Source organism: Streptomyces sp. NPDC048496 (assembly GCF_043200055.1).
Classification (GTDB): Bacteria; Actinomycetota; Actinomycetes; order Streptomycetales; family Streptomycetaceae; genus Streptomyces.
In genome coordinates, this window is record NZ_JBICXB010000025.1 from 71,077 (window position 1) to 95,366 (window position 24,290).

Below are 24,290 nucleotides of genomic sequence, written 5' to 3' on the forward strand. Positions count from 1 at the left end.
CATGACCTCCATGAACAACTCCGCGGGAAACACCGTTCGGCTGCTCTGGGCCGGGCTGCGCGCCCTGCTCGTCCTCACGATCGTCTGCGGCGTGATCTACCCGCTCGCCGTCACCGGCGTCGCCCAGGGGCTCTTCCCGGGCAGGGCGAACGGCTCCGAGATCACGGCGAACGGCAAGGTCGTCGGCTCCGAACTGATCGGCCAGCGCTACGACCTGCCGCTGAAGAAGGGCCAGGAGACCCCGGCCCCGGACCTCAAGTGGTTCCAGCCGCGCCCGTCCAACGGCCTCGGCACCAACAGCGTCAACACCCAGTACAAGCTGATCCTGTCCGGCGCGACCAACCGGTCCGGCGACAACAAGGATCTGATCGACTGGGTCACGGACGCCAAGGCCGCCGTCGTCAAGGACAACTCCGTACCCGGGCACCCGGTCAAGCCCGCGGACGTGCCGGCCGACGCCGTCACCTCCTCCGGGTCCGGCCTCGACCCGGCCATCTCCCCGGCGTACGCGCAGCTCCAGGTGCGCCGCGTCGCCGAGCGGAACCACCTCGTCGTCGAACAGGTCGAGAAGCTCGTGAAGCAGCACACCGACGGCCGGATCCTCGGCTTCGTGGGCGAGCCGCGAGTCAACGTCCTTCAGCTCAACATCGCGCTCAAGGAGCTGGTGAACGGGGGCTGATCCCTTCGTCGGCGGATGCGCCGGGTCGCCGTGGTCGTGCTGGAAGGACCACTGCGGCCCGGCGCCGTACCCGACCGGGCGGCCAAGGGCTGTCCCGTAGGCCATTGCCCAGCCGTGTGCCTCATGCACATACTGGCGGCCGACAGGGACCGACCACGCATGGGGGAGCGCATGACCGACAGCACCGGCGGAAAGAGCACCGGCGGGCAGGGTGGCACGGCCGTCGCCGAGGACCCGGCCCGCGGGCCGATGGTCCGCGTCGAGGACCTGCACCGCTCGTACGGAACCGGCGCGGGCGCCGTCCACGCGCTGCGCGGGGTCTCCTTCGACGTGCCGCGTGGCGAGCTCGTCGCACTCAAGGGGCGCTCGGGCTCCGGCAAGACAACCCTGCTGAACCTGGTCGGCGGCCTCGACAGCCCCGACCGCGGCCGGATCACCGTCGACGGCACGGACCTCTCCGAACTCGGCGAGAACGGGCTGCTGGAGCTGCGCCGGGACCGGATCGGCTTCATCTTCCAGTCGTTCGGTCTGATCCCGATCCTGACCGCCGCGGAGAACGTCGGCGTACCGATGCGGCTGCGCAAGGCGGATCCGCGCGAGCGGGAGGACCGGGTGGCCCTGCTGCTTTCCCTGGTCGGGCTCGGCGACCACGGTGCGCAGCGGCCCGGCGAACTCTCGGGCGGCCAGCAGCAGCGAGTCGCCGTCGCCCGCGCGCTCGCCAACCGGCCCGCACTGCTGATCGCCGACGAACCGACGGGCCAGCTCGACGCGGAGACGGGGCTCGCCGTGATGGAGCTGCTGCGCGCGGTGGTGCGGAGCGAGGGGGTGACCGCGCTGGTGGCGACGCATGATGCACAGCTGCTGGGACTGGCGGACCGGGTGCTGGAGCTGAGCGACGGGCACATCGCCGAGTACGCGTAGGGGCGGGGAAGACAGGTGCCCGGGTTCGTCCCGGGCACCTTTTGTTGCGCATTTCGGTATATGCGTAATCTGCCCGGATTAGGGCATCAGAATTCTGTCAATTCGGTCTTCTGTCCGACTCCATGTCCCATGTGCCGTAAATCCTCGGGGTAACTTCGAGTTCGGCTGCCGCATCGGCCGCAGTCGTTCTGAAAGACAATGGGGCCATGGCACGCGGCAAGCTTCGGATCTACCTGGGTGCGGCACCGGGCGTCGGCAAGACGTACGCGATGCTCTCCGAGGCCCATCGCAGGGTGGAGCGGGGCACCGACTGCGTCGTGGCGTTCGTGGAGCACCACGACCGGCCGCGCACCGAGGTCATGCTGCACGGCCTGGAACAGATCCGGCGCCGCGAGATCGAGTACCGGTCCGCCATCTTCACCGAGATGGACGTCGACGCGGTCCTGGAACGTGCCCCGGCCGTCGCCCTGGTGGACGAACTGGCCCATACCAATGTGCCGGGCTCCCGCAACGCCAAGCGCTGGCAGGATGTCGAGGAACTCCTCCAGGCCGGCATCGACGTCGTCTCCACCGTCAACATCCAGCACCTGGAGTCGCTCGGCGACGTCGTCGAGTCGATAACGGGCGTACGGCAGCGCGAGACCGTCCCCGACGAGGTCGTCCGCCGCGCCGACCAGCTCGAACTGGTCGACATGTCGCCCCAGGCGCTGCGCCGCCGGATGGCCCACGGCAACATCTACAAGCCGGACCGGATCGACGCGTCCCTGTCCAACTACTTCCGCCCGGGCAACCTCACCGCCCTGCGTGAGCTCGCCCTCCTCTGGGTCGCCGACCGGGTCGACGAGTACCTCCAGGCGTACCGCGGCGAACACAACATCCGCTCCACCTGGCAGGCCCGCGAACGCATCGTCGTCGGACTCACCGGCGGCCCCGAGGGCCGTACGCTCATCCGCCGCGCAGCCCGTATGGCCGCCAAGGGCTCCGGCAGCGAGATCCTCGCCGTCTACATCGCCCGCAGCGACGGACTGACCTCCGCGTCGCCCAAGGAACTCACCGTCCAGCGCACCCTCGTCGAGGACCTCGGCGGTACGTTCCACCACGTCATCGGCGACGACATACCCTCGGCGCTCCTCGAATTCGCCCGTGGTGTCAACGCCACCCAGATCGTGCTCGGCTCCAGCCGCCGCAAGGCCTGGCAGTACATCTACGGACCCGGCGTCGGAGCCACCGTCGCCCGCGAGTCCGGCCCCGACCTCGATGTCCACATCGTCACGCACGAAGAGGTCGCCAAGGGCCGCGGACTGCCGATCGCCCGCGGCGCCCGGCTGGGCCGGGCCCGGATCGTCTGGGGCTGGCTGGTCGGGGTCGGCGGCCCGGCCCTCCTCACGGTGCTGCTGACCGGCATGCACAACGGCCCGGGGCTCGCCAACGACGTCCTGCTCTTCCTCTTCCTGACCGTCGCGGCAGCCCTGATCGGCGGGCTGCTGCCCGCCCTCGCCTCGGCGGCCGTCGGCTCTCTGCTGCTGAACTACTGGTTCACCCCACCGACCCACACCCTGACGGTTCAGGATCCGAGGAACTTCGTCGCCATCGTGATCTTCTTCGCGGTTGCGGTGGCGGTGGCCTCCGTCGTCGATCTGGCGGCCCGCCGTACCCATCAGGCGGCCCGGCTGCGCGCCGAGTCCGAGATCCTCTCGTTCCTCGCGGGCAGCGTCCTGCGCGGCGAGACGACGCTGGACGCCCTGCTGGAGCGGGTCCGCGAAACCTTCGCGATGGAGTCCGTGGCACTGCTGGAGCGGAAGAGCGATGTCGACCCGTGGACCTGCGCGGGCAGCGTCGGCCCCGGCCCGGTCGCCCGCCCCGAGGACGCCGATGTGGACATGCCCGTCGGCGACCACATGGCGCTCGCGCTGTCCGGCCGGGTACTTCCCGCCGAGGACCGTCGCGTGCTCGGCGCGTTCGCCGCCCAGGCCGCCGTCGTACTCGACCGGCAGCGACTGGTCGGGGAGGCGGAGGAGGCCCGCCGGCTCGCCGAGGGCAACCGGATACGGACCGCGCTGCTGGCCGCCGTCAGCCATGACCTGCGGACCCCGCTGGCCGCCATCAAGGCCGCCGTCAGCTCACTGCGCTCCGACGACGTCGCCTGGTCCGACGAGGACCAGGCGGAGTTCCTGGAAGGCATCGAGGCCGGCGCCGACCGCCTCGACCACCTGGTCGGCAACCTCCTCGACATGTCCCGGCTGCAGACCGGCACCGTCACCCCGCTGATCCGCGAGATCGACCTCGACGAGGTGGTCCCGATGGCGCTCGGAGGCGTACCGGAGAACAGCGTCGACCTGGACATCCCGGAGTCGCTGCCGATGGTCGCCGTCGACCCGGGGCTGCTGGAGCGGGCCGTCGCCAACATCGTCGAGAACGCCGTCAAGTACAGCCCCGACGGGGAACGCGTCACCGTGGCCGCCAGCGCGCTGGGCTCCCGGGTCGAGCTGCGGGTGGCCGACCGCGGGCCCGGCGTCCCCGACGAGGGCAAGGAGCGGATCTTCGAGCCGTTCCAGCGTTACGGCGACGCCCCGCGCGGCGCCGGGGTCGGCCTCGGACTCGCCGTCGCCCGCGGCTTCGTAGAGTCCATGGGCGGCACCCTCGACGCGGAGGACACCCCCGGCGGTGGCATGACCATGGTCCTGACGCTCAAGGCGGTGCCGGGATACGTTCCGGTCGGCCCCGAGCTGCCGGTGCGGGTCACCTCATGAATCTTCGTCATGCCTCAGTCAGCAGTTCCGTACAGCAGAAAGGCAGGTCCGCGATGACCCGGGTGCTTGTGGTCGACGACGAGCCGCAGATCGTACGCGCCCTCGTGATCAACCTGAAGGCGCGCAAGTACGAGGTGGACGCCGCGCCCGACGGTGCGACCGCCCTGCAGCTCGCCGCCGCGCGTCACCCCGATGTCGTCGTCCTCGACCTCGGCCTGCCGGACATGGACGGCGTCGAGGTGATCAAGGGGCTGCGCGGCTGGACCCGGGTGCCGATCCTGGTGCTCTCCGCCCGCCACACCTCGGACGAGAAGGTCGAGGCGCTGGACGCCGGGGCCGACGACTACGTCACCAAGCCGTTCGGCATGGACGAGCTGCTGGCCCGGCTGCGTGCCTCGGTACGGCGGGCCGAGCCGGTCGGCCAGGACGGTGCCGACGACATCGTGATGGTCGAGACCAAGGGGTTCACCGTGGATCTGGCGGCGAAGAAGGTCCACCGCGAGGGACGCGACGTACGGCTCACCCCGACCGAGTGGCATCTGCTGGAGGTCCTGGTCCGCAACAGCGGCCGGCTGGTCAGCCAGAAGCAGCTGCTGCAGGAGGTGTGGGGGCCCTCCTACGGCACCGAGACCAACTATCTGCGGGTCTACATGGCACAGCTCCGGCGCAAGCTGGAGGTGGATCCCTCGCACCCCCGGCACTTCGTCACCGAGCCGGGCATGGGCTACCGCTTCGAACGCGGCTGACGCCCGAGCGCACCGGATCGACGGCGGCCGACGCGCCGCGCGTACCGGACGGGCGTCAAGAACGAGCCTTACCGAGCACCCCGTTCGAGTGAAAGAATGGGCATCTGCCCGGACCGCCGTGGCCCGGTACCCTTCGGGTATGAGTGCTGTTCCACGTCCCGAGAAGGCGGAGAGGCCGTCCGGCCGCTTTCGCCGGATGCTCGACCGGCTGTCCAGCTCCCAGCAGGACCTGGAGTCGGAGGAGCTGCAGGAGGACTCGCAGGCATCGGGTTGCACGCGGATCTCCGACTGCACCGACCGTCAGATCGTCAAGGTGACTGGTACGTTGCGGACCGTCACCCTGCGGCCGCGCGCCGGAGTGCCCGCCCTGGAGGCGGAGCTCTTCGACGGCACCGCACCGCTCGACGTGGTCTGGCTGGGCCGGCGCTCCATCGTGGGCATTGAGCCGGGCCGCAAGCTCATCGCCTCGGGCCGGATCGCCATGAGTCACGGGCGCCGGGTGCTGTTCAACCCCAAATACGAACTCCGACCGCTCGGCAAGGAGTAGCCGGTGACGTCTCTCGACAAGCCGACGTCCGACACGGACCGCACCAACCCGACCGCCCAGCAGGAGGCCGACGCCAAGGCGGTCACCGAAGCTGCCCTCTTCGAGGCATTCGGCGGCATCCGAGGGATGGTGGAGACAGTCCTTCCCGGGCTGCTCTTCGTCACGGTCTTCACCATCAACAAGGACCTGCACACCTCGGCCATCGCGGCGCTGGCCGTGTCCCTGGTCCTCGTCGCCGTACGGCTGATCCGCAGGGACACCGTCAAGCACGCCTTCAGCGGGGTCTTCGGCGTCGCCTTCGGTGTGGTCTTCGCGATGATGACGGGCAATGCCAAGGACTTCTACCTGCCCGGGATGCTCTACACGCTGGGTCTGGCCCTCGCGTACCTCGTCACGACCCTCGCAGGGGTGCCGCTGATCGGCCTGATACTGGGCCCGGTCTTCAAGGAGAACCTCTCCTGGCGTACCAGGAACCCCGGCCGCAAGAAGGCGTACGCCAAGGCCAGCTGGGCCTGGGGGCTGATCCTGCTCGCCAAGTGCGCGATCCTCTTCCCGCTCTACTGGTGGGCCGACACCGCGCAGCTCGGCTGGGTCCTGGTCGCCCTGAAGATCCCGCCGTTCCTTCTCGCGGTGTATCTGACCTGGGTCTTCCTCGCGAAGGCGCCGCCGCCGATCGACGTCTTCGCCGAGATGGAGGCGGAGGAGCAGGCCGAGAAGGCCCGCAAGGCGGAAGCCGCCGCGGCCGTCCGTCACCACGAGGTCTGACCGGTCTGCGACAGCAGAAGGGGCCCGGAACCGTTGCGTACGGTTCCGGGCCCCTTCGGCGTACAGGAATAAGACCGACCGTCACATGGGGGGTGGGAGAAGGAGCGGGGCTGGGTGCGTGCAGCTGCAAGGCGGAGGATTGAGACATGGCGGAGCCATGGTGATTGACGACAACGCCGCAGATGTGCGTGCCCAGCCCCGCGACGCCGCCTCCCATGTGCCGGTCGGTCTAAGGGACGGCGCCGTCAGCCGCCGCTGATCTCACGACGCACCGAGAGGAGGTCCTCCAACTGCTCCTCGCGCGCCTGGGCGGCCACGAACAGCAGCTCGTCACCGGCCTCCAGCGTCTCCTCGGAGCTCGGCGTCAGCACCCGCGTACCGCGGATGATGGTGACCAGCGAGGTGTCCTCCGGCCACGCCACATCGCCGACCTGGGTACCGGCCAGCGCCGACTCCGGGGGCAGCGTCAGTTCGACCAGGTTGGCGTCGCCGTGGCTGAATCGCAGCAGCCGGACCAGATCGCCGACGCTCACCGCTTCCTCGACCAGCGCGGACATCAGACGCGGCGTGGAGACCGCGACATCGACGCCCCACGACTCGTTGAACAACCACTCGTTCTTCGGGTTGTTGACCCGGGCGACGACCCGCGGTACGCCGTACTCCGTCTTGGCGAGCAGCGAGACGACCAGGTTCACCTTGTCGTCGCCGGTCGCGGCGATCACGACATTGCACCGTTGGAGCGCCGCCTCGTCCAGCGAGGTGATCTCGCAGGCGTCCGCGAGCAGCCACTCGGCCATCGGCACCCGCTCCACCGAGATGGCGGTCGGCGCCTTGTCCACGAGCAGCACCTCGTGGCCGTTCTCCAGCAGCTCGCCCGCGATGGAACGGCCCACCGCGCCGGCCCCGGCAATCGCGACACGCATCAGTGACCACCCTCCTCAGGACCCTCGGCGAAGGCCGCCTCGACCTTCGCGACCTCGTCCGTTCGCATCATCACGTGGACCAGGTCGCCCTCCTGCAGCACCGTCTGCGACGAAGGCAGTATGGCTTCGCCCAATCGGGTGAGGAACGCCACGCGGACGCCCGTCTCCTCCTGCAGCGTGCTGATCTTGTGCCCGATCCACGACGGCGTGGTGTGCACCTCGGCGAGCTGGACACCACCGCTCGGGTCCCGCCACAGCGGCTCGGCGCCCGACGGCAGCAGCCGCCGCAGCATCTGGTCCGCGGTCCAGCGCACGGTGGCGACCGTGGGGATGCCGAGGCGCTGGTAGACCTCGGCGCGCCGCGGGTCGTAGATCCGCGCCGCGACGTTCTCGATGCCGAACATCTCGCGGGCCACCCGGGCGGCGATGATGTTCGAGTTGTCGCCGCTGCTCACCGCGGCGAACGCACCGGCTTCCTCGATCCCCGCCTCACGGAGGGTGTCCTGGTCGAAACCGACGCCGGTGACCCGTCGTCCGCCGAATCCGGACCCGAGGCGTCGGAACGCCGTGGGGTCCCGGTCGATCACCGCGACTGTGTGCCCCTGCTGCTCCAGGGTCTGCGCGAGAGCGGCCCCTACTCGCCCGCAGCCCATGATGACGATGTGCACCTTGCGCCTACCTCGCAGTCCTGGTCGTCCGGCTGACCTGCGAAAACACCCTGCTCACACTCTTTCCTCAGCTTGCCGGGCAAACAACGGGGCAACGTTTTCCGGCGTTGCCCGGGATGAGCTTATGCGGCCATGGACGCGTTGCCTCATTCGAGTGTGCTTTCACCACGGCGGTGCCTGCAAAGGGGTGGCAAAGCGGAACGCAGGGGCAGGCGCCGGCCGCCGGCGTCGCGGCCGCCACCGCGCAGCTCATCGGTGTACGGCGGGAACGCACCGTCGACGACATCGACCGGAACGCCACCGTCCTCTATGCCCATCTCGGTGGCCAACCGGCACTGAACGGTTACAGCGCGCTGTTCTCGTAGCCGGTGAGTGCAAGGATTCCGTTAAGGAATCCGTGGCGTTCTCGGCTATGTGCAGGAGATTGCAGGGCCACGGGGGTGGTGTGTGAGCGGCCTCCATACGGAACGCTTACGATCCTCTGCGTGTCCAAACTGACCGACGTGCCCAAACGGATCCTGATCGGCCGGGCGCTGCGCAGCGACAAGCTGGGGGAAACGCTCCTCCCCAAGCGCATCGCCCTCCCCGTCTTCGCATCCGACCCGCTGTCCTCGGTGGCGTACGCACCAGGAGAAGTTCTCCTGGTGCTGTCCGTCGCGGGCGTGTCGGCGTACCACTTCAGCCCGTGGATCGCGGCCGCTGTCGTGGTCCTGATGTTCACGGTCGTCGCCTCGTACCGGCAGAACGTGCACGCCTACCCGAGCGGTGGCGGCGACTACGAGGTCGCGACCACCAACCTCGGCCCCAAGGCCGGTCTGACCGTCGCCAGCGCCCTGCTGGTCGACTACGTCCTGACCGTCGCCGTGTCGATCGCCTCCGGTGTGGAGAACCTCGGCTCCGCGGTCCCGTTCGTCGTCGAGCACAAGACGCTCTGCGCGATCGGAGCCATCGTGCTGCTGACGCTGATGAACCTGCGGGGCGTCAAGGAGTCCGGCAAGCTCTTCGCCATCCCCACCTACCTCTTCGTGGCGGGCGTCTTCATCATGATCGCCTGGGGTGCGTTCCGCGGTCTTGTCCTCGGCGACACCATGCACGCCCCGACCTCGGACTACGAGATCAGGCCCGAGCGCGAGGGCCTGGCCGGCTTCGCCCTCGTCTTCCTGCTGCTGCGAGCGTTCTCCTCCGGCTGTGCGGCGTTGACCGGCGTCGAGGCGATCAGCAACGGTGTCCCCGCCTTCCGCAAGCCGAAGAGCAAGAACGCCGGGACCACCCTCGCGATGATGGGGCTGCTGGCCGTCACCATGTTCTGCGGCATCATCGGCCTGGCCATGACCACCGGTGTGAAGATGGCGGAGAACCCGGCGAAGCAGCTGATCCACAACGGCCTGCCCGTCGGATCGAGCTTTGTCCAGGACCCGGTGATCTCCCAGGTCGCGGCCGCCGTCTTCGGCGACGGATCGTTCTTCTTCGTCCTCCTCGCCGCGGCCACCGCCCTCGTGCTCTTCCTGGCCGCCAACACCGCGTACAACGGCTTCCCGCTGCTCGGCTCGATCCTCGCCCAGGACCGGTACCTGCCGCGCCAGCTCCACACCCGCGGTGACCGGCTCGCCTTCTCCAACGGCATCGTGCTGCTGGCCGGCGCGGCCATCCTGCTCACCTGGGTCTACGGAGCCGACTCCACCCGGCTGATCCAGCTCTACATCGTCGGTGTGTTCGTCTCCTTCACCCTCAGCCAGACCGGCATGGTGCGGCACTGGAACCGCCATCTGAGCACCGAGACGGACCCGGCCAAGCGCCGCCACATGATCCGCTCCCGGGCGATCAACACCTTCGGCGCCTTCTTCACGGGCCTGGTGCTCGTCGTCGTCCTCGCCACGAAGTTCACCCACGGCGCCTGGGTGGCGCTGCTCGGCATGGTGATCTTCTACGGGACGATGACCGCGATCCGCAGGCACTACGACCGCGTCGCCGAGGAGATCTCCGCCGACGAGGTCCCGTCCGACGACACCATGAAGCCCTCCCGGGTCCACTCCATCGTCCTGGTCTCCAAGCTGCACCGGCCCACGCTGCGCGCGCTCGCGTACGCCAAGCTGATCCGCTCCCACCATCTGGAGGCGCTCTCCATCAGCGTCGACCCGGCCGAGACGAAGGCGCTCAAGGAGGACTGGGAGCGGCGCGGCATCAACATCCCGCTGAAGATCCTCGACTCCCCGTACCGCGAGGTGACTCGCCCGGTCATCGACTACGTGAAGAGCCTCCGCCGGGAGAGCCCGCGCGATGTGGTCAGCGTCTACATCCCGGAGTACGTGGTCGGCCACTGGTACGAGCATCTGCTGCACAACCAGAGCGCCCTGCGCCTCAAGGGGCGGCTGCTGTTCACTCCCGGTGTCATGGTGACGTCCGTCCCGTACCAGCTGGAATCCTCCGAGGCCGCGAAGAAGCGCGCCAGGAAGCGCGCGGACTGGAACGCTCCGGGTTCGGTGCGCCGGGGCCCCGTGGAACGAAGGACCAAGGAGACCAACAAGAGCTGACCCTCCGTGCCCGCCGTTTGGTAAGCGGCCGGACGCCACCCGCGTAGACTCGTGGGTTGTTGTCCGGCCGTTTTTCCTTTGATCTCTGGAGCCACCCCCTCATGCAGAACGAATCCACCTCGTCGCCGGCCGAGGACTCGCAGACCGGGGACTCACTGATCGGCGAGGAGTGCGAGGTCGAGGTGGGCCCCGTCGCCCACGGCGGCCACTGCATCGCCCGTACCTCGGAGGGCCAGGTCCTCTTCGTGCGGCACACCCTCCCCGGCGAGAAGGTCGTCGCACGGGTCACCGACGGCACGAAGGACTCCCGCTTCCTGCGGGCCGACGCCGTCACGATCATCGAGCCGTCCAAGGACCGCGTCGAGGCCCCCTGCCCGTACGCCGGCCCCGGCAAGTGCGGCGGCTGCGACTGGCAGCACGCCAAGCCAGGCGCCCAGCGGCGGCTCAAGGGCGAGGTCATCGCCGAACAGCTCCAGCGCCTCGCGGGCCTCACCCCCGAGGAGGCGGGCTGGGACGGCACCGTCATGCCGGCCGAGGGCGACAAGCTCCCCAAGGGCGAGGTGCCGGCATGGCGCACCCGCGTCCAGTACGCCATCGACGAGAACGGCCGGGCCGGCCTGCGCAAGCACCGCTCGCACGACGTCGAACCGATCGAGCACTGCATGATCGCGGCGACCGGAGTCTCCGAACTCGGCATCGAGAAGCGCGACTGGACCGGCATGGCCTCGGTGGAAGCCATCACCGCCACCGGCTCCAACGACCGCCAGGTCATCCTCACCCCGAAGCCCGGCGCCCGGCTGCCGCTCGTCGAGCTCGACAAGCCGGTCTCGGTGCTGCGCGTCGACGAACGCGACGGCGGCATCCACCGGGTCCACGGCCGCGGCTTCGTCCGCGAGCGCGCCGACGACCGCACGTACCGCGTCGGCTCCGGCGGCTTCTGGCAGGTCCACCCGCAGGCCGCCAACACCCTCGTCCGAGCCGTCATGCAGGGCCTGCTGCCGCGCAAGGGCGACACCGCTCTCGACCTGTACTGCGGCGTCGGCCTGTTCGCCGGCGCCCTCGGCCAGCGCATCGGCGAGAAGGGCGCGGTGCTCGGCATCGAGTCCGGCAAGCGCGCCGTCGAGGACGCCCGCCACAACCTCCAGGACCTCGACCGGGTCCGCATCGAGCACGGCAAGGTCGAGCAGATCCTGCCCCGCACCGGCATCACCGAGTGCGACCTGATCGTCCTCGACCCGCCGCGCGCGGGCGCGGGCAAGCAGACGGTGAAACACCTGACCGGCCTCGGCGCCCGCCGCATCGCCTACGTCGCCTGCGACCCGGCGGCACTCGCCCGCGACCTGGCGTACTTCCGGGAGGGCGGCTACAAGGTGCGGACGCTGCGGGCGTTCGACCTGTTCCCGATGACGCACCACGTGGAGTGCGTGGCGATCCTTGAGCCGGTGCGGGAAGGCGCCTGACCTGCGGTTTCGCCGGTGCGCATTATGTGTACTGTGGGCGTTACGGGCGATGTCTTGACGCTGAGATGACGCTCGGGACGCTCATTTGACGTTCGTTCTGATGGAGTGTCAGGCAGCTGGAGGGGTAGTTTGCCGACCTCGGACCCCCCTGGAGGCATCCGGCTGTTGGGTGGATGCCACCTCACACGACCTTTACAACCCCGACGGCTCCGCCGGAAACAATTCGGGCTCCTTCACAGTTGAGGCCTGCGGAGCACGAGCTACGGGGGGTGTTTGGGCTGAGAAGGCTTCTGCTTTCCGAACGTGATCGCTGGGTTTCTCCTGGTCAGGCATGAACTCCGTTCGTCGGCGGCAGGGATGGGGCGGTTCGTCCGCTCGTGTTGCTCGTGGAGGTGGCTGATGCTGTCGGTGCTCGCCCTTCATGCACCGACCCCGCGACGATCACCCGAACAGGGCCCCTGTTCGGGTGATCAAGCCTGCTGAACGGTAAGCGGAAGCCTTCTGAGCATGGCCGTTGACGATCGCGGCCCCGAGGGCGGTAGCGGAACCGACGGCGGCGCCCAGCAGTGCGGCAAGCCCTGAAGTCCATGGGCCCCAGTCTGCCGTTCTGAGGCAGCCTCCAGGCCCTTGGTAGTCAGGCTGCGCAGCGACAGCAGCCGCTCCAGCAGCCCCATCAGCTTCTGCGCGGCCAGCATGCCGCGCAGGCCACCCACCAGCCGGACTCGCGTCGGCTCGGCCGGCGGGCACTACCGGCGCTTGCGGAGTTCCCGTACCGCCTGCAGGGTGCCGAAGCACAGACCCGCCGCCGCGAGGAAGGCGGTGCCGCCGGAGCGGAGGACCGCCGGGAGGCCGGCGCCCGCGAGGCTTTCCACCAGACCTGCGGACACGGCCACCAGCGAGGAGAAGAGGATCATGATCAGCAGCCAGAGCACCCAGACGGGCAGCGCGGGCGTAGGCGCGGTCGGGTCGGTGGAGGGGTTGGAGCCGGTCACAACGATGTTCCTTTTCGGTCAGATGGGTGGGTGGTGGTCGGGCGGGGACGGACGGTCACCTCGCGTGGAGGGCAGGGAACATCGGCGGAGGGTTCATCGGTTCATCGCCTCCTCCACCAGCAGGCCACGGGCTCGGGTGACTGCCGCCGCCAGTTCCTGGTGCGCGAGCGCCTGGTCCTCGAGGGTGCGTGACAGCTCCGCGATCCGCCGCTGCTGCGGGAGCGACGGCAGCCGCACCTTCATCCGGCCCAGCGCAGAGGTACTGATCGACGGCGCCGCCGTCGCGGCCGACCGGTCCTTGATCCAGGCGATCACCTCGGGCCGCCTGAGCCAGGCGGCGAGGTATTCGGGATCCACGGCGGCATCCCGCTTGCCCCGGATCCTGATCACGTTCGGGCTCATCAGCCACTCCGCCTGATCTGCCTCCACGAGCGCCGGTGGGACCGTCTTGCCGGCGCGCACGCACATGATGTCCCCGGGGCTGAGCAGGTAGTCCTTGAGCCGTAGGGCGAGTTCGTGGGAAACGCGTTCCTCCCCGGTATCGGTGATGCGACCGTCCCGAAGGTGCCGTGGGAACACCACCGGCACCGTGCCGTCGGCCCCGCGGTCCTTGTTGCCGAGCCGCGTGAACGAGGGCCCGGCCTTGATCTCGCAGATGGCCGCGAGCTCCACCTCGCCCGGGACCTCCCCACCCTTCAGGTGCGGGGTCAGCTCCTCGTGGAGGACGGTCGCCCGTACGTCCGCCTCCGCGCTGCGCTCGCGCAGCCGCTGCACCTCGGCCCAGGCGTCCGCCACCTCGTAGGGGTCACCGGGACCGGACCCCTCGTCCAGGCCCCGCTGCGCCGGGGGAATGTGGTCGAGGGGATTGAGCGAACAGGCTCCGCCGAGCAGGTCCTGACGGCTCACCAGCACGTTCGGGACGACCTTGAAATCCTCGGGGTCGTCGAAGCGGGTGAGGAACCGGGCGGGGTGGTGTGCCCTGTAAGTGTCGAGGATGTCGCGGGCATCGGCTTCTTCAAGGACGGTCCGCGGGCCCTTCTTGGTACCGAGGTGACTCGCGTCGAGGAAGAGCACCTGCTCGCACGGCTCGCTCGGATGCCGCAGCAGCCATACGGACACCGGTACGGCTGTGCCGCTGAAGAGCTTGGCGGGCATCCTGATGACGCACTCCACCGCGCCCGCCGTCACCGTCGCCTTACGGATGGCGGCCTCGGCGGGGTTGCCCGAGTTGCCTGCCTTGTTGGGCATCACGATCGCCGCCCGCCCCCCTTCGCACAGGGCGGCGAGTGCGTGCTGGAGGTACGCGAAGTTGGCGTTGTCCAACGGCGGCGGGCCGTAGGCCCACATGCCCGTACGGCGGGCCTCACCGGCCGAGTCGTTCATGTTGAAGGGCGGGTTGGTGAGGACGAGATCGGCTTTCCCGGTGAGGTCCGGACCGCCGGCCCACGGTTCCCTGTCGTTCACGTGCACGCCGGACCGTACGCCGTGCAGCGCCAGGTTGATGGTCGCGAGGGGTGCCACGGCAGTGGATGTCGTCTGTCCGTAGGCCTCGAGCGGCTTGCGGCCGGAGTGGCCCCGTCGAGCCCAGTCCGACCACCTGCGTGCTGCGGCAAGGAACTCGCCACCGCGGACGTAGGGGTCGTAGGCGGTGAGCGGCTCGCGGTCGAGGGAGCAGAGGGCCAGGCCCAGCATCAGGTCTACGACGCCTGGCGGTGTGAAGAACTCCCGGCTGCGCAGGCGGGCGTGCGACTCGTACTCCTCGATGATTAGCTGGAAGGCGTTGCCGTCGAGACTGTCGACCAGGTCCACGACGCGGGCCAGGACCCGCGCGTTCCTGGGCACCAGGTCGGACAGTGCCTCGGTGAAGCGCGCCAGCTGCCCCAGCCGCCGCATTTCCTCGTCCATCGCGCGGCCGATGTGTGCCAGGACCTCGCCGCCGGGTCCCCCTGCCCGCGCCCTGTCCCGTACTTCCGTCCAGCGCGCGCCCGATCGTGCCCGCAGGAAATGCAGCGCGGCAGGCAGGTGCATGTAGTTCACCATCGAGCCCGATCCACGTACCTGGTCGGCTAGCGGTCCCATGAGCTCGCGCACCACCTGACGGTTTCCGCCGTCGTCGGGACGAGGACGCCCGGCCGGCGGGTCCTGCCGCGGGGCGGGAACGTCCGCCGGACTGGGCGGCGAGTGGAACGTCCCCGTCCCGTCGACAGCGAGTGCGGCGCGGGCGCGGAGCCCGTAGGTCGCCTCCTCCCCTTCCTCCGGCCGTCGCAGATGCGGCGGTACGGGACGCTCATCGAGCCAGCCGAGGACCTCCGACTGGAGGAAGTACGCCCGCCCGCCCGCCTGCCTGGGCCGGGGGAAGTCCGCGAAACGGCGTGCCCAGGTGGTGACGGTGGGCCGCGTGACGTCGGCCAGTTCCACGATCCGTGCACGCGTGATCAGTTGCTCGTCGATCTGGAACGGTGTACTTCCGCTTGCCATGTCGCTCCTCTTGAACCACACCCGGTAGGCGTTCCGTTGGTGACGAACGTACGGAGTGAAGGGCTGCGCTGTCGTGTGCGTACTGACAGTGCGCACATACCTTTTCCGTCTACGCCGCCACCACGGGAAGGTGCCAGGGCGCCGATAATCGGTATTCTTCCGCACCTCTGGCCGAAGTGGAGGCCGTCTCAGCGAAGTTGCCGCCTAGTCAGCGGCAAAGGAGTTATCAAGCGACCAGTCGCATCAGACGCACCCTGACCGTGCGAATGCCGAGGCGGCCCGTCCCCTTCACCGCCTCGTCCGCCGACGCGGAGAGCAGGAACCAGAGGGCTGCGGAGGGTATCCGTAGCGCGCTGAGCCGGCCGCCCTCTGGGCTCGGTCGACCTGGACGAGCATCCAGCGCTCGATGCCGCTGCGGTCGCGGATGGAGTTATCCCCGCGTGCGGAAAGTAGTGCACCCAGTCGTTGTCGGACACCTTGCGGGGAACGAGACTCGTAGTCCGTCGCCTTTCGGCGACGGCCTTCGACTTCCTCGGTCGCCAGGTATCCCTGGAGCAGTCCCTGCCGCAGGGCCCGGTCGATCTGCCGTTCCACGGCGTGCCCGAGCGCGGGCAGCACCTCGCGATGCTCAGCCGCGTCGACCTGACCGTCCCGCCAGCCGCCCTTCGGGTCGAGGCTGTAGCCGAGCAGGAAGAACAGGCGCGCGATGGGCACCTTGGGCGTGACGCGGACGGTGACCGGCCCGCTCCCGCCGCCCGGTACGTCGACGGACACCGCGCCGACCTTGCTTCCGGCCCGCAGCAGCCAGCGGCCCGGCGTGTACGGGTCGGGGGACGGATCCACGATCCGGGCGGCGGCCAGCGCCCGGCCGACCGCGTCCGGCAGGATGTGCCCGGTGGCCGGGGCGTGCTCGACGAGCTCGATGGCCGGGATCACGCGAGCCGTACCGGCTCGGGCTCGGGCGGCTGGGGGAGCGAACGGCGCAGCGCGGTGAGCCCGTACCGCTTCTCGATGTCGATGCCTTCGCCGTAGTGGTGCTCCTCCAGCAACGGAAGGATCTTCGTCCGCCAGGTGTGCTCCAGACCGCCGTCCCGGTAGACGCCCTTCTTCATCAGGTACGACGGCCCGATCCGGAAGTCCGGGTCGTCGATACGGGCGTTGAGCGCGTCCAGCAGCTCGGCCGTCCTCGGGGCAGTAGGTGCCCGTCGCCCGAGTTCCCGCACCCCGGCGTACACCGAGGGCCGCGTCACGGTGCAAGAAACGGGCTCGGTATGCCGTGCCAGGAGACCCGCAGGACCTCACGTGCGCGAGTGCAGGCGACGAAAAGGAGGCTCAACTCGCCGAGCAGGTCTTCCCGGTGCTGATGAGCGTCCACTTCTGCGGGTGTCAGAGCCGAGGCCAGAGGGAGGACGCTGTCGCTCACACCGGCAACAGCGACGCAACGGAACTCCAGTCCCTTCATACGGTGCATGGTCCCGATGCAGATGCCGTCGCCGGACGCCTGAGAGGTGCCGAGGAGACGAACGGGCAGATCGGCTTGTTCCAGCGCGTGCGCGATCTCCTTGCCCAGTTGCAGGTATCGAACGGCCACCCCGATCTCGCTCGGTTCCACACCGTCGTTCACCCACTGGGCGATGCGCACCTTGAGGTCCGCGATCTCCTCGGCCTTGTCGGTCGCTGACCTCAGCTCGGGGCGCCCGCCGTTCAGCACGGACCGGTACCCCGCCAGCGATTCGGTTCCGCCGTCCATGTCGTCCAGGCTCTTTTCGCTGAGCAGGGAGGCCGACCATTGCAGGATCTCGTGTGTGGTGCGGTAGTTGATGCGCAGGCGGTGGGATCTGCCGCTCACGTTCACGCCGAGGCTGCGCAGCGACACCTTGTTGCCGTAGATGCGTTGATGTGTGTCTCCAGCAATGAACAGATCGTCGGGCCCGGGGGCGACGGACGCCCGCAGCAAGCGCCACTGCGCCGGGTGGAGATCCTGGGCTTCGTCGATCACCACATGGCGGAACGGGCGGTCGGTACGCGGCTCCAGCAGTCGGGCGGCCTCGGCGCACACCTGGAGGAACGTCCACTCTCCGGCCCGGCGCAGTTCCTGTGTGAACCCCTCGACGGCACGCCATACCTGGGCGCGCCGCAGCGGGCTCAGCGCGGTGCCCCGGCCGCTGCGTGACGCCTTGAGATAGGCCTCGGGCGAGCGCAGGTCCTGAGCGAGGACGACCTGCCGCCATTCCTGGTCGAGGAAGACATCGCTGAAGTCGAGACCGAGTCTGCGGGCGAGTCCGTTCCAGCGGGAATTGATCTCCTTCTGGCTGGTCAGAATGGTCAGCGGGCCGCCCCGGTCTTCGCGTACGAGCTGATTCGCGAGGGCGTCGACATTGACGACGCGGATCTTCGCGCGCAGTGCCTCGTCCGGGATGAGCAGTTCAAGTCCGTGGCGCAGGTCGGCTGCGAGATTCCTGGTGAAGGTCGTGAGCAGCACCGATTCGTCGGGGGCGTCGTCCGGCAACTGTTGTGCCAGATGAAGAGCGCGGTGCAGGGCGACCACGGTCTTGCCTGTGCCAGGGCCCCCGGTCACCCGGGCAGGTCCGTTGTAGGAGGGGTGGTAGGCGATGCGCCGCTGACTGGGGTGCAGGAAGACACGCCACGCATCGAAGGGTCGGGACAGGATGTCCAGCAACTCATCGGGTCCGGAGAGCAGCGCGATACGGCCCTGCGAGTGAGCCATGGCGGCGGTGAGTTCGTCCTCGGCCGGAGTCTGCTGCGTCTCGTCAGCGGCGCGCTCGGCATGCACGGCCACGGACTCGCGCCAGACGTCCTCCGGGGTCAGCCCCGCGGCCAGGCCGGCGAGCACGTCGTACTGCTGCTCGGGAAGGATCTTGCGGAGCGCGTCGAGATGAGCCTCGGTGCCGAGGTTCCGCACGAGCGGGAGTAGGTCGGGATCGATGCCGAGGCGTGTCAGATCCTTGTCCGCGACATCGGTGAAGAGCCGGCCTTCCGCCGCAGTCGAGGCATGGTGCACGTCGGCGGTGGCTTGCTCCAAGGCGATGTCGTCGCGCAGTTCGATGCCCTGCGTCGCAGAGTTTACCGTCGCCCGATGACTCAGTGCCCAGGCGATGGCGTCGTCGTGCGCCATGACCTTCAGGAGAAGGAAGCTGTCTCCGGAGTCCGGTGCGAGAACGACGCCGCGCATGAACTTGCTGACGCGCAGGGTGCGGATGCGCGGGTCGCGGGGATTCTCCAGTTTTTCGAGGTGAAGACCGGCATGGCGGTGCTCGCGGAACTTGTCGAAGACCTCGTGGACCCGCTTCTGGACGGGCTTCTCCAGCTTGGCGAACTCCAGGAGGAAGTCCTTGTGGATTCCCAGCGTCGCCATATGTGCCCCCGAGTCGTACGCGTGTCGACGTTTTGACTGATCACCGTACGGTATGGGGCGACAATGGCTGGTCGGCGTCGAGGGTTTGGGGAGAGGACGGGCGTGCACGCTCAGGAGACCACATTCAGCAAGCTGGTCCAGGGGGAGCAGCAGTTCCAGGTACCGCTCTACCAGCGCACCTACAGCTGGCAGCGCGACGAACTGCGGCAGTTGTGGGACGACGTGCAGGAATTGGTCGAGGACCGACAGGAAGAGCGGCCCGGCTCGGGTCACTTCCTCGGCTCGGTCGTGCTGGCGCCCGAGCGGGTCGCCGCGGGCGGGATGCAGCGTTGGCTCGTCGTCGATGGGCAGCAGCGGATGACCACCTTGATGCTCGCGTTCACCGCTCTGCGGGACCACCACCGGGACCGGGGCTCGGCGAAGAAGGCCGCCCGTATCAACGACCTCATCCTGGTCAACACATATCAGGACGGGCACGACAGCTACCGGCTGCTGCCGACGCAGGCGGACCGTGAGGCGTACACAGCCTGCGTGGACAGCCTCCCGAAGGCCGGCGGCGCCGGAAACGTGGGCGCTGCCTACCGCTTCTTCGTCGCTGCCCTGGCCGACGGGGCGGAGAGCGGTGGTGAGGCCTGGGTGGACGCGGTCGAGTCCGTTCTCGGCGACTGCCTCTCGATCGTCGCGATCACTGCCGCCGAGGGCGACAACGTCTACCGCATCTTCGAGTCCATCAACAACACCGGAGTGGGGCTCAGCCAGAGCGACCTGCTGCGCAACTACCTCTTCATGTGCCTGCCGAGCAGGGGCGAAGACGTCTACCGCAAGCGATGGCTCCCCATGCAGGAGCTGCTCGGCCCCGCCCGTCTGGAGCTGCTGGTGTGGCTGGACCTCGTCGTCGGAGGGAACAGCCGGGCCCGGCAGAGCGAGATCTACCGGGATCAGAAGAAGCGCCTGGAGCCGCTGAGCGGGGACGAGGCCGCGCTGGAAGCCGAGATCGCCCGGTTCTCCCGGCGCGCCGACCGCCTCATGCGGATCCTGGAGCCCGAGAGGGAAGGCGCCCCCGGGCTGCGGGCGGTATTGGAGCGCCTGTCGCGTTGGGGCGGCCAGACCCACTACCCGCTGGCCCTGCACCTCCTCGACCTTGTGGACGAGGGCAGGACCACAGCTTCGGAAGCGGCGGACGCGCTCGCGTTCGCGGAGAGCTACATGGTGCGGCGCCTCTTTGCGGGCCTGTCCACGACGGGCAGTAACCGGGTGTTCATGGAACTCCCCAAGGAGCTGGACAAGGACGGCTCCCCGGCCGAGGCGGTACACCGGTTCCTTTCGCGCCCCCGTACGGGCGCCCGGGTATGGCCGGGCGACGAGGCGGTCCGTGAAGCCATCCGCACCCGCCCTTTCTACAAGACCGGGCGCAGCAACCAGCGCTTCCAGATCCTGCGTCGGCTGGAGGAGAGCTACGGATCGAGCGAGCCCGTCGACTACGACAAGGCGCCGCTCACCGTCGAACACGTCCTGCCCCAGAGCCCGGCCGAGCAGTGGTTCGACCTGCTGGCCGAAGAAGCGGGGGACGGCGAGAGCCCCCACGAGATCCACAACCTGCTCGTGCACACCCTCGGAAACCTCACTCTCTCGGGTGAGAACGCACGGCTCTCCAACCACCCCTTCCACCGCAAGCAGGAGCTGCTCGACTCCAGTGCGCTGCGGATGAACCAGAAGATCGCCGCACAGGAGCGCTGGGGCCGCGCGGAGATCCTCGCCAGGGCTGAGGAACTGGCCGATCGGGCCGTGGAGCTGTGGCCCGGACCCCTGGAGGGAGTCGTGCAGTCGGACGACGAGTGGGCCGGCTGGCGGGAGTTGAGGGAGATCCTGCTCGCCGTGCCGGCCGGGACGTGGACGTCGTACGGTGAGCTCGCCGCCCTCATCGGTACCAGTGCCATCGCGGTCGGCAACCACGTGGCGGCCAGGACGGGACTGCACTGCGCGTACCGCGTGCTGACCGCCGACGGCCGGATCGCGGGCGGGTTCCGGTGGACGGACGACCGGCACTCCGGGGACCCCAAGGTCGTCCTGGAGGCCGAGGGCGTGCCCTTCGACGAGAACGGCCGGGCCTCGAAGGCCCACCGGCTCAGCAGCACCGACCTGGCCGTCCTGGTGGGCAAGGAGCTGCCGGAGGAGACCCCGGCGGGATCGGCCGCGTCGCAGACCGGCGGCGACGAGGCCGGTACCCGCTTCGGAACGCTGCTGCGCGCGAACCAGACACCGGAGGTCGTCGAAGGCGTCCTGGCAGCACTCCGGTTCTGGGAGGAGCAGGGCGGATACCAGGTCTACGGCAAGGCGACCGAGACCAGCTGCTTCCCGACCGTGGACGCGGGCGGGCCGGGTTCGCCGCGTGCCCTGTGGCCGATCGGCATCTACCCGGTGACCGGGACGGCGGAGGTCGTCTTCCAGTACCTCAAGCGGCGCCCGCCGTTCGACGACGAGCCGCTGCGCCGCGCCCTGATGGAGCGGTTCAACGCCATCGACGGCATCGACCTCGCCGAGGCGAAGCTCGACCTGCGCCCCTCCTTCCCGCTGGGGGTCTTCGCCGGCCACAGCGAGGAGATCCGTTCCGTACTGGAGTGGTTCATCCACGAGGTCGCCTTGGCGGAAGCCCGCCGTCCGATCGACGACGGTGACCCGGCGGTGTTCTGACACGGCGGCGGTCGGACCGTCCTCACCTGGCCGGATCCGACCCTTACCGGAAGATCACTGCTCGGGTAACCTGCCCGGGCAGTGATCGGTGTCACTCCGGGCGAAGCGGTGGTTGTTGAACTCCGTGATATTCACCGTGCTATTGACGATGAAGTCGTCCGCGCCTACGGCTGGGACGACCTCCTGACCCAACCTGCTGGGCTCGACCACGGGTTCCATGACACCCGGCAGGGGCCCCGCTACACCGTCGCCCGGTTGTCCGGCAGGAGATTCTCGACCGGCTGCTCGAAGAGAACCAGCGGCGTTACGCGGCCGAAGTTGCCGCCGGTCTGCACGACAAGAAGGGCTCCAGGAAGAAGGCGGCGGCCCCCGCGCAGCGGAAGTCGAAGCCTCCGGTGGAGGAGCCGCCGAGCCTGTTCTGAGCGTGAGGGCGGGGGAGTGGTGGGCCGGTCAGCGCCAGTGGCGTATCGGTCCGCCGCCGGCGTTCCGGTCGCGGGCCACCGTGATCGCGACCCACGGGCCCAGAACGAAGACGTTCCCGTCCTTGAACTCCAGCCGTTTCCGCCGCCCCCGCAACTCCCTTACATCCCGCACACGGTGCGGGATGCCGCCCACGGCGATCACATCCCCTCGCCGCACTGCATCGGGCATGACCTCCAGGGTCTGCATCACGCGCTGCATCCCAGACCCCCTACCGCCGAGGCGCAAGGCTTCGTTTGTTGGCCTCGCGGACCTTGGCCAGTAGTACTTCGTGGCGCACGACGCCGGCCGTGGCGTCTTCGGTCGAGTCGGTCTCCTCCTCCGGATCGGGCGCCGACTCCTCGGTCACTGGGCGCACTGCCTCAGGGCTGCCGCCAACTTCCATGCCACATCGCCCCGGCAGCATCCGAGTTCCACCAGTGGCGACAGGTAGTCGCTCGTCAGGGACACCTGATCGACTCCGAGCGATGGCAGGACGACGTCCACCCCCGCCAACGCCTCTCGCAACTCGTCCCGCGCTGCCTCCGCCTCTCGCGCCTTCTCCGTCGAGCGCCCGCGCCTACCCGCATCCATGTCCGCCTGCCTCCTTGCCGGTCACCGTCTTTCAGTGATGAGCATGGAGGCGTAGCGCTACGCTCACCAGGGGTAACGGTTTTCGGAGCATCGGAACGAAAACGGGAGTCGCCAGTGCCCGCCCCGAAGGAACTCGACCCGAGCGCGTCCCTCGCTGCGCTCTACGGCGCGAAGCTGCGCAAGCTCCGCATCCGCGCCGGGCTCACACAGCGGCAGCTTGGTGACAAGATCCCCATCGCGCACAGCCGGATCGCCCAGTTCGAGTTGGGCAACGACACGCCTCCCGAGGACGTCAACATCAAGTTGGACGGGCTACTCGATGCCGACGGCGATCTGGTCGACCTGTGGGGTCACCTCAAGCGGACGCCTTACCCGGACTGGGCGCAGAAGTTCATGGCGTACGAAGCAAGGGCGAGCGCCATGCACAAGTACATGGCGCACAGCGTTCCTGGTCTCCTTCAGACCGAGGCCTATGCCCGTGAACTGCTCAGGCTCGGCCTGCCTTGGTGCACAGGGGCGGAGGTGGAGGAGAAGGTGGCTGCGCGGATGCAGCGACAGGCGCTCCTCCAGAGCAACAAGCCACCCTTGCTGTGGGTGGTGCTCGACGAAGCGGTGATCCGTCGGCCAGTGGGCGGAGGGGCGGTCATGAGGGACCAATTGGCCCGAGTCGCCGAGGCAGCGATGACGCCGCGTATCGAGATCCAGGTGCTGCCATTCGCTGCGGGCGGTCACTCGGCAATGGGCGGTTCTCTCACCGTGCTGTCGTTCGAGAACGGGCCTGACGTGGCCTATCTGGAAGCCGGTCACTCCGGTGAACTGGTGGAGGACAGGGCCATGGTGGCGCAGCACTCGTATCGTTACGATCTTGTGCATGCCCAGGGCCTGTCGCCCGAGGCATCAACCGCCTTGATTCGGAAGGCGATGAAGGAGTTCGGATCATGAGTGCCGCACGGATAGACACGGCGATCATGTCGTGGCGCAAGAGCACCTACAGCGACGGGGGTGGTGGTGACTGTGTGGAGGTCGCCGACGGCATCCCCGGCGCCGTCCCCGTCCGGGACAGCAAGACGCCCGCCGGTCCCGTGATCCTCGTCGGGGACGCCGCCTGGGGCGCCTTCGTGCGGCACGTCCGAGAGGTGTAGGGCGGTCCGTCGCCGGGGCGCGGATTCCTGGACCCCGGTGCGGCGCGTCGCCCTTTAAAGGGAACGGGAGAGAACCCCACCCAACCAAACCCGGTGGTCGAACTCCCGTCGCCACACGATCGGGTGAAGGGGGCGACGCGCACCCTGACCGGTGGGGTACGGTCGGCCGCAACAACCCCATACATGCAGACGGCCCCCGACAGGACTGCAATCCTGACGAGGGCCTGACCGACCCGGAAGAGAAGACCTTCCCGATGGCTGATCCGCAGTCTAACGCGGTCGCGCCGGCGCGCCCCGCGAATCCGATCCCCACGGACGCCCCCAGCGCTGGGGTGATCCACTTCCGTCACCGTCACACCGACCGGTTCACGGTCGTCGGCAACCACCTGGCCCAGCATCCGCACCTGTCCGCCGTTGCGATCGGGCTCGCCGTCTACCTCTGATCTTGGCCAGTGCTCCGCCCTTCAGGGCGGGGGTGAAGGCCATCCTTGGCCCGGAGGCGCGCAGCGCCGGAGTGCTCTTCGTCTCCGGGTTGAGGGTCAGACGGGACGCTGCTGGTTTTCGATGT

Annotated in this window: 21 protein-coding genes and 1 pseudogene; 13 read left to right on the forward strand and 9 right to left on the reverse strand. The window is 68.9% G+C overall.

The genetic code is table 11. The features are described from left to right. Positions 1–10: 10 nt before the first annotated feature. The 6 genes from ACGFSA_RS22110 to ACGFSA_RS22135 all read left to right on the forward strand — a co-directional run bounded on the left by ACGFSA_RS22110 (position 11) and on the right by ACGFSA_RS22135 (position 6,408). Positions 11–679 (forward strand): potassium-transporting ATPase subunit C, encoded by a 669-nt coding sequence (locus tag ACGFSA_RS22110; protein WP_393306720.1) that lies wholly within the window; start codon positions 11–13, stop codon positions 677–679. Between the two features lie 171 nt (positions 680–850). After that, positions 851–1,600, forward strand: a complete 750-nt coding sequence (locus ACGFSA_RS22115; RefSeq protein WP_393306676.1) for an ABC transporter ATP-binding protein — start codon at positions 851–853, stop codon at positions 1,598–1,600. Positions 1,601–1,806: 206 nt separating this feature from the next. Further along, the gene (locus ACGFSA_RS22120) at positions 1,807–4,350 is read left to right on the forward strand and encodes an ATP-binding protein (RefSeq protein ID WP_393306678.1); all 2,544 of its coding nucleotides are present in this window, start codon (positions 1,807–1,809) and stop codon (positions 4,348–4,350) included. A 53-nt stretch (positions 4,351–4,403) separates the two neighbouring features. Next, the gene (locus tag ACGFSA_RS22125) at positions 4,404–5,096 is read left to right on the forward strand and encodes a response regulator (protein ID WP_393306680.1); all 693 of its coding nucleotides are present in this window, start codon (positions 4,404–4,406) and stop codon (positions 5,094–5,096) included. Positions 5,097–5,235: 139 nt separating this feature from the next. Continuing rightward, a complete protein-coding gene (locus ACGFSA_RS22130; protein ID WP_345514291.1) occupies positions 5,236–5,643 on the forward strand; it encodes an OB-fold nucleic acid binding domain-containing protein in 408 nt (135 codons plus the stop codon). Between the two features lie 3 nt (positions 5,644–5,646). Beyond that, on the forward strand, positions 5,647–6,408 hold the full coding sequence (locus ACGFSA_RS22135; protein ID WP_393306683.1) for a DUF3159 domain-containing protein: 762 nt from the start codon (positions 5,647–5,649) through the stop codon (positions 6,406–6,408). 245 nt (positions 6,409–6,653) lie between these two features. On the opposite strand, the gene ACGFSA_RS22140 is transcribed toward ACGFSA_RS22135, so the two are convergent. Together ACGFSA_RS22140 and ACGFSA_RS22145 are read right to left on the reverse strand one after the other, a co-directional pair. After that, the gene (locus ACGFSA_RS22140) at positions 6,654–7,331 is read right to left on the reverse strand and encodes a TrkA family potassium uptake protein (protein ID WP_037701202.1); all 678 of its coding nucleotides are present in this window, start codon (positions 7,329–7,331) and stop codon (positions 6,654–6,656) included. After that, a complete protein-coding gene (locus ACGFSA_RS22145) occupies positions 7,331–7,999 on the reverse strand; it encodes a TrkA family potassium uptake protein (RefSeq protein ID WP_358860377.1) in 669 nt (222 codons plus the stop codon). Before ACGFSA_RS22145 ends, ACGFSA_RS22140 begins: the two co-directional genes overlap by 1 nt. A 173-nt stretch (positions 8,000–8,172) precedes the next feature. Here ACGFSA_RS22145 and ACGFSA_RS22150 point away from each other — a divergent pair, with 173 nt between their 5' ends. The 3 genes from ACGFSA_RS22150 to ACGFSA_RS22160 all read left to right on the forward strand — a co-directional run bounded on the left by ACGFSA_RS22150 (position 8,173) and on the right by ACGFSA_RS22160 (position 11,990). Beyond that, complete coding sequence (locus ACGFSA_RS22150) at positions 8,173–8,364, forward strand: hypothetical protein (RefSeq protein WP_393306722.1); 192 nt, start codon at positions 8,173–8,175, stop codon at positions 8,362–8,364. Between the two features lie 120 nt (positions 8,365–8,484). Continuing rightward, the gene (locus ACGFSA_RS22155; protein WP_393306686.1) at positions 8,485–10,530 is read left to right on the forward strand and encodes an APC family permease; all 2,046 of its coding nucleotides are present in this window, start codon (positions 8,485–8,487) and stop codon (positions 10,528–10,530) included. 101 nt (positions 10,531–10,631) lie between these two features. Continuing rightward, positions 10,632–11,990, forward strand: a complete 1,359-nt coding sequence (locus ACGFSA_RS22160; RefSeq protein ID WP_393306688.1) for a class I SAM-dependent RNA methyltransferase — start codon at positions 10,632–10,634, stop codon at positions 11,988–11,990. A gap of 746 nt (positions 11,991–12,736) precedes the next feature. Here the strand turns inward: ACGFSA_RS22160 and ACGFSA_RS22165 are convergent. From ACGFSA_RS22165 to ACGFSA_RS22185, 5 genes and pseudogenes are all read right to left on the reverse strand, one after another. After that, positions 12,737–12,982 (reverse strand): hypothetical protein, encoded by a 246-nt coding sequence (locus ACGFSA_RS22165; protein WP_393306690.1) that lies wholly within the window; start codon positions 12,980–12,982, stop codon positions 12,737–12,739. Between the two features lie 93 nt (positions 12,983–13,075). Beyond that, positions 13,076–15,460, reverse strand: coding sequence for an N-6 DNA methylase (locus ACGFSA_RS22170; protein ID WP_393306692.1), 2,385 nt, complete (start codon positions 15,458–15,460; stop codon positions 13,076–13,078). 288 nt (positions 15,461–15,748) lie between these two features. Continuing rightward, complete coding sequence (locus ACGFSA_RS22175; protein WP_393306694.1) at positions 15,749–16,396, reverse strand: hypothetical protein; 648 nt, start codon at positions 16,394–16,396, stop codon at positions 15,749–15,751. Beyond that, positions 16,393–16,644, reverse strand: a pseudogene (locus ACGFSA_RS22180) (hypothetical protein); the annotation flags it as partial. The pseudogene ACGFSA_RS22180 and the gene ACGFSA_RS22175, both read right to left, overlap by 4 nt. A 62-nt stretch (positions 16,645–16,706) precedes the next feature. After that, positions 16,707–18,836 carry a UvrD-helicase domain-containing protein gene (locus ACGFSA_RS22185; protein WP_393306696.1) on the reverse strand — a complete coding sequence of 710 codons (2,130 nt, stop codon included), beginning with the start codon at positions 18,834–18,836 and terminating at the stop codon, positions 16,707–16,709. Positions 18,837–18,938: 102 nt separating this feature from the next. On the opposite strand from ACGFSA_RS22185, the gene ACGFSA_RS22190 reads away from it, so the two are divergent. Then, on the forward strand, positions 18,939–21,527 hold the full coding sequence (locus tag ACGFSA_RS22190) for a DUF262 domain-containing protein (RefSeq protein ID WP_393306698.1): 2,589 nt from the start codon (positions 18,939–18,941) through the stop codon (positions 21,525–21,527). 450 nt (positions 21,528–21,977) lie between these two features. Here ACGFSA_RS22190 and ACGFSA_RS22195 read toward each other — a convergent pair whose 3' ends face one another. Both ACGFSA_RS22195 and ACGFSA_RS22200 read right to left on the reverse strand, forming a co-directional pair. After that, the gene (locus tag ACGFSA_RS22195) at positions 21,978–22,178 is read right to left on the reverse strand and encodes a hypothetical protein (RefSeq protein ID WP_393306700.1); all 201 of its coding nucleotides are present in this window, start codon (positions 22,176–22,178) and stop codon (positions 21,978–21,980) included. A 174-nt stretch (positions 22,179–22,352) separates the two neighbouring features. Beyond that, positions 22,353–22,580, reverse strand: a complete 228-nt coding sequence (locus tag ACGFSA_RS22200) for a hypothetical protein (protein WP_393306702.1) — start codon at positions 22,578–22,580, stop codon at positions 22,353–22,355. 114 nt (positions 22,581–22,694) lie between these two features. On the opposite strand from ACGFSA_RS22200, the gene ACGFSA_RS22205 reads away from it, so the two are divergent. From ACGFSA_RS22205 to ACGFSA_RS22215, 3 genes are all read left to right on the forward strand, one after another. After that, positions 22,695–23,522 carry a Scr1 family TA system antitoxin-like transcriptional regulator gene (locus ACGFSA_RS22205; protein WP_393306704.1) on the forward strand — a complete coding sequence of 276 codons (828 nt, stop codon included), beginning with the start codon at positions 22,695–22,697 and terminating at the stop codon, positions 23,520–23,522. Then, positions 23,519–23,722 carry a DUF397 domain-containing protein gene (locus tag ACGFSA_RS22210; protein ID WP_393306706.1) on the forward strand — a complete coding sequence of 68 codons (204 nt, stop codon included), beginning with the start codon at positions 23,519–23,521 and terminating at the stop codon, positions 23,720–23,722. The genes ACGFSA_RS22205 and ACGFSA_RS22210 overlap by 4 nt, the downstream gene beginning before the upstream one ends. A 254-nt stretch (positions 23,723–23,976) precedes the next feature. Beyond that, a complete protein-coding gene (locus tag ACGFSA_RS22215; protein ID WP_393306708.1) occupies positions 23,977–24,165 on the forward strand; it encodes a hypothetical protein in 189 nt (62 codons plus the stop codon). Positions 24,166–24,290: the final 125 nt, after the last annotated feature.

Excerpts from the sequence above, each read along its gene's own strand:
- ACGFSA_RS22140 (WP_037701202.1), bottom strand. The coding sequence starts at position 7,331 with ATGCGTGTCGCGATTGCCGGGGCCGGCGCGGTGGGCCGTTCCATCGCG.
- ACGFSA_RS22195 (WP_393306700.1), bottom strand. The coding sequence starts at position 22,178 with ATGCCCGATGCAGTGCGGCGAGGGGATGTGATCGCCGTGGGCGGCATC.
- ACGFSA_RS22185 (WP_393306696.1), bottom strand. The coding sequence starts at position 18,836 with ATGGCGACGCTGGGAATCCACAAGGACTTCCTCCTGGAGTTCGCCAAG.
- ACGFSA_RS22120 (WP_393306678.1), top strand. The coding sequence starts at position 1,807 with ATGGCACGCGGCAAGCTTCGGATCTACCTGGGTGCGGCACCGGGCGTC.
- ACGFSA_RS22210 (WP_393306706.1), top strand. The coding sequence starts at position 23,519 with ATGAGTGCCGCACGGATAGACACGGCGATCATGTCGTGGCGCAAGAGC.
- ACGFSA_RS22130 (WP_345514291.1), top strand. The coding sequence starts at position 5,236 with ATGAGTGCTGTTCCACGTCCCGAGAAGGCGGAGAGGCCGTCCGGCCGC.
- ACGFSA_RS22125 (WP_393306680.1), top strand. The coding sequence starts at position 4,404 with ATGACCCGGGTGCTTGTGGTCGACGACGAGCCGCAGATCGTACGCGCC.
- ACGFSA_RS22115 (WP_393306676.1), top strand. The coding sequence starts at position 851 with ATGACCGACAGCACCGGCGGAAAGAGCACCGGCGGGCAGGGTGGCACG.
- ACGFSA_RS22160 (WP_393306688.1), top strand. The coding sequence starts at position 10,632 with ATGCAGAACGAATCCACCTCGTCGCCGGCCGAGGACTCGCAGACCGGG.
- ACGFSA_RS22200 (WP_393306702.1), bottom strand. The coding sequence starts at position 22,580 with ATGGATGCGGGTAGGCGCGGGCGCTCGACGGAGAAGGCGCGAGAGGCG.
- ACGFSA_RS22110 (WP_393306720.1), top strand. The coding sequence starts at position 11 with ATGAACAACTCCGCGGGAAACACCGTTCGGCTGCTCTGGGCCGGGCTG.
- ACGFSA_RS22170 (WP_393306692.1), bottom strand. The coding sequence starts at position 15,460 with ATGGCAAGCGGAAGTACACCGTTCCAGATCGACGAGCAACTGATCACG.
- ACGFSA_RS22215 (WP_393306708.1), top strand. The coding sequence starts at position 23,977 with ATGGCTGATCCGCAGTCTAACGCGGTCGCGCCGGCGCGCCCCGCGAAT.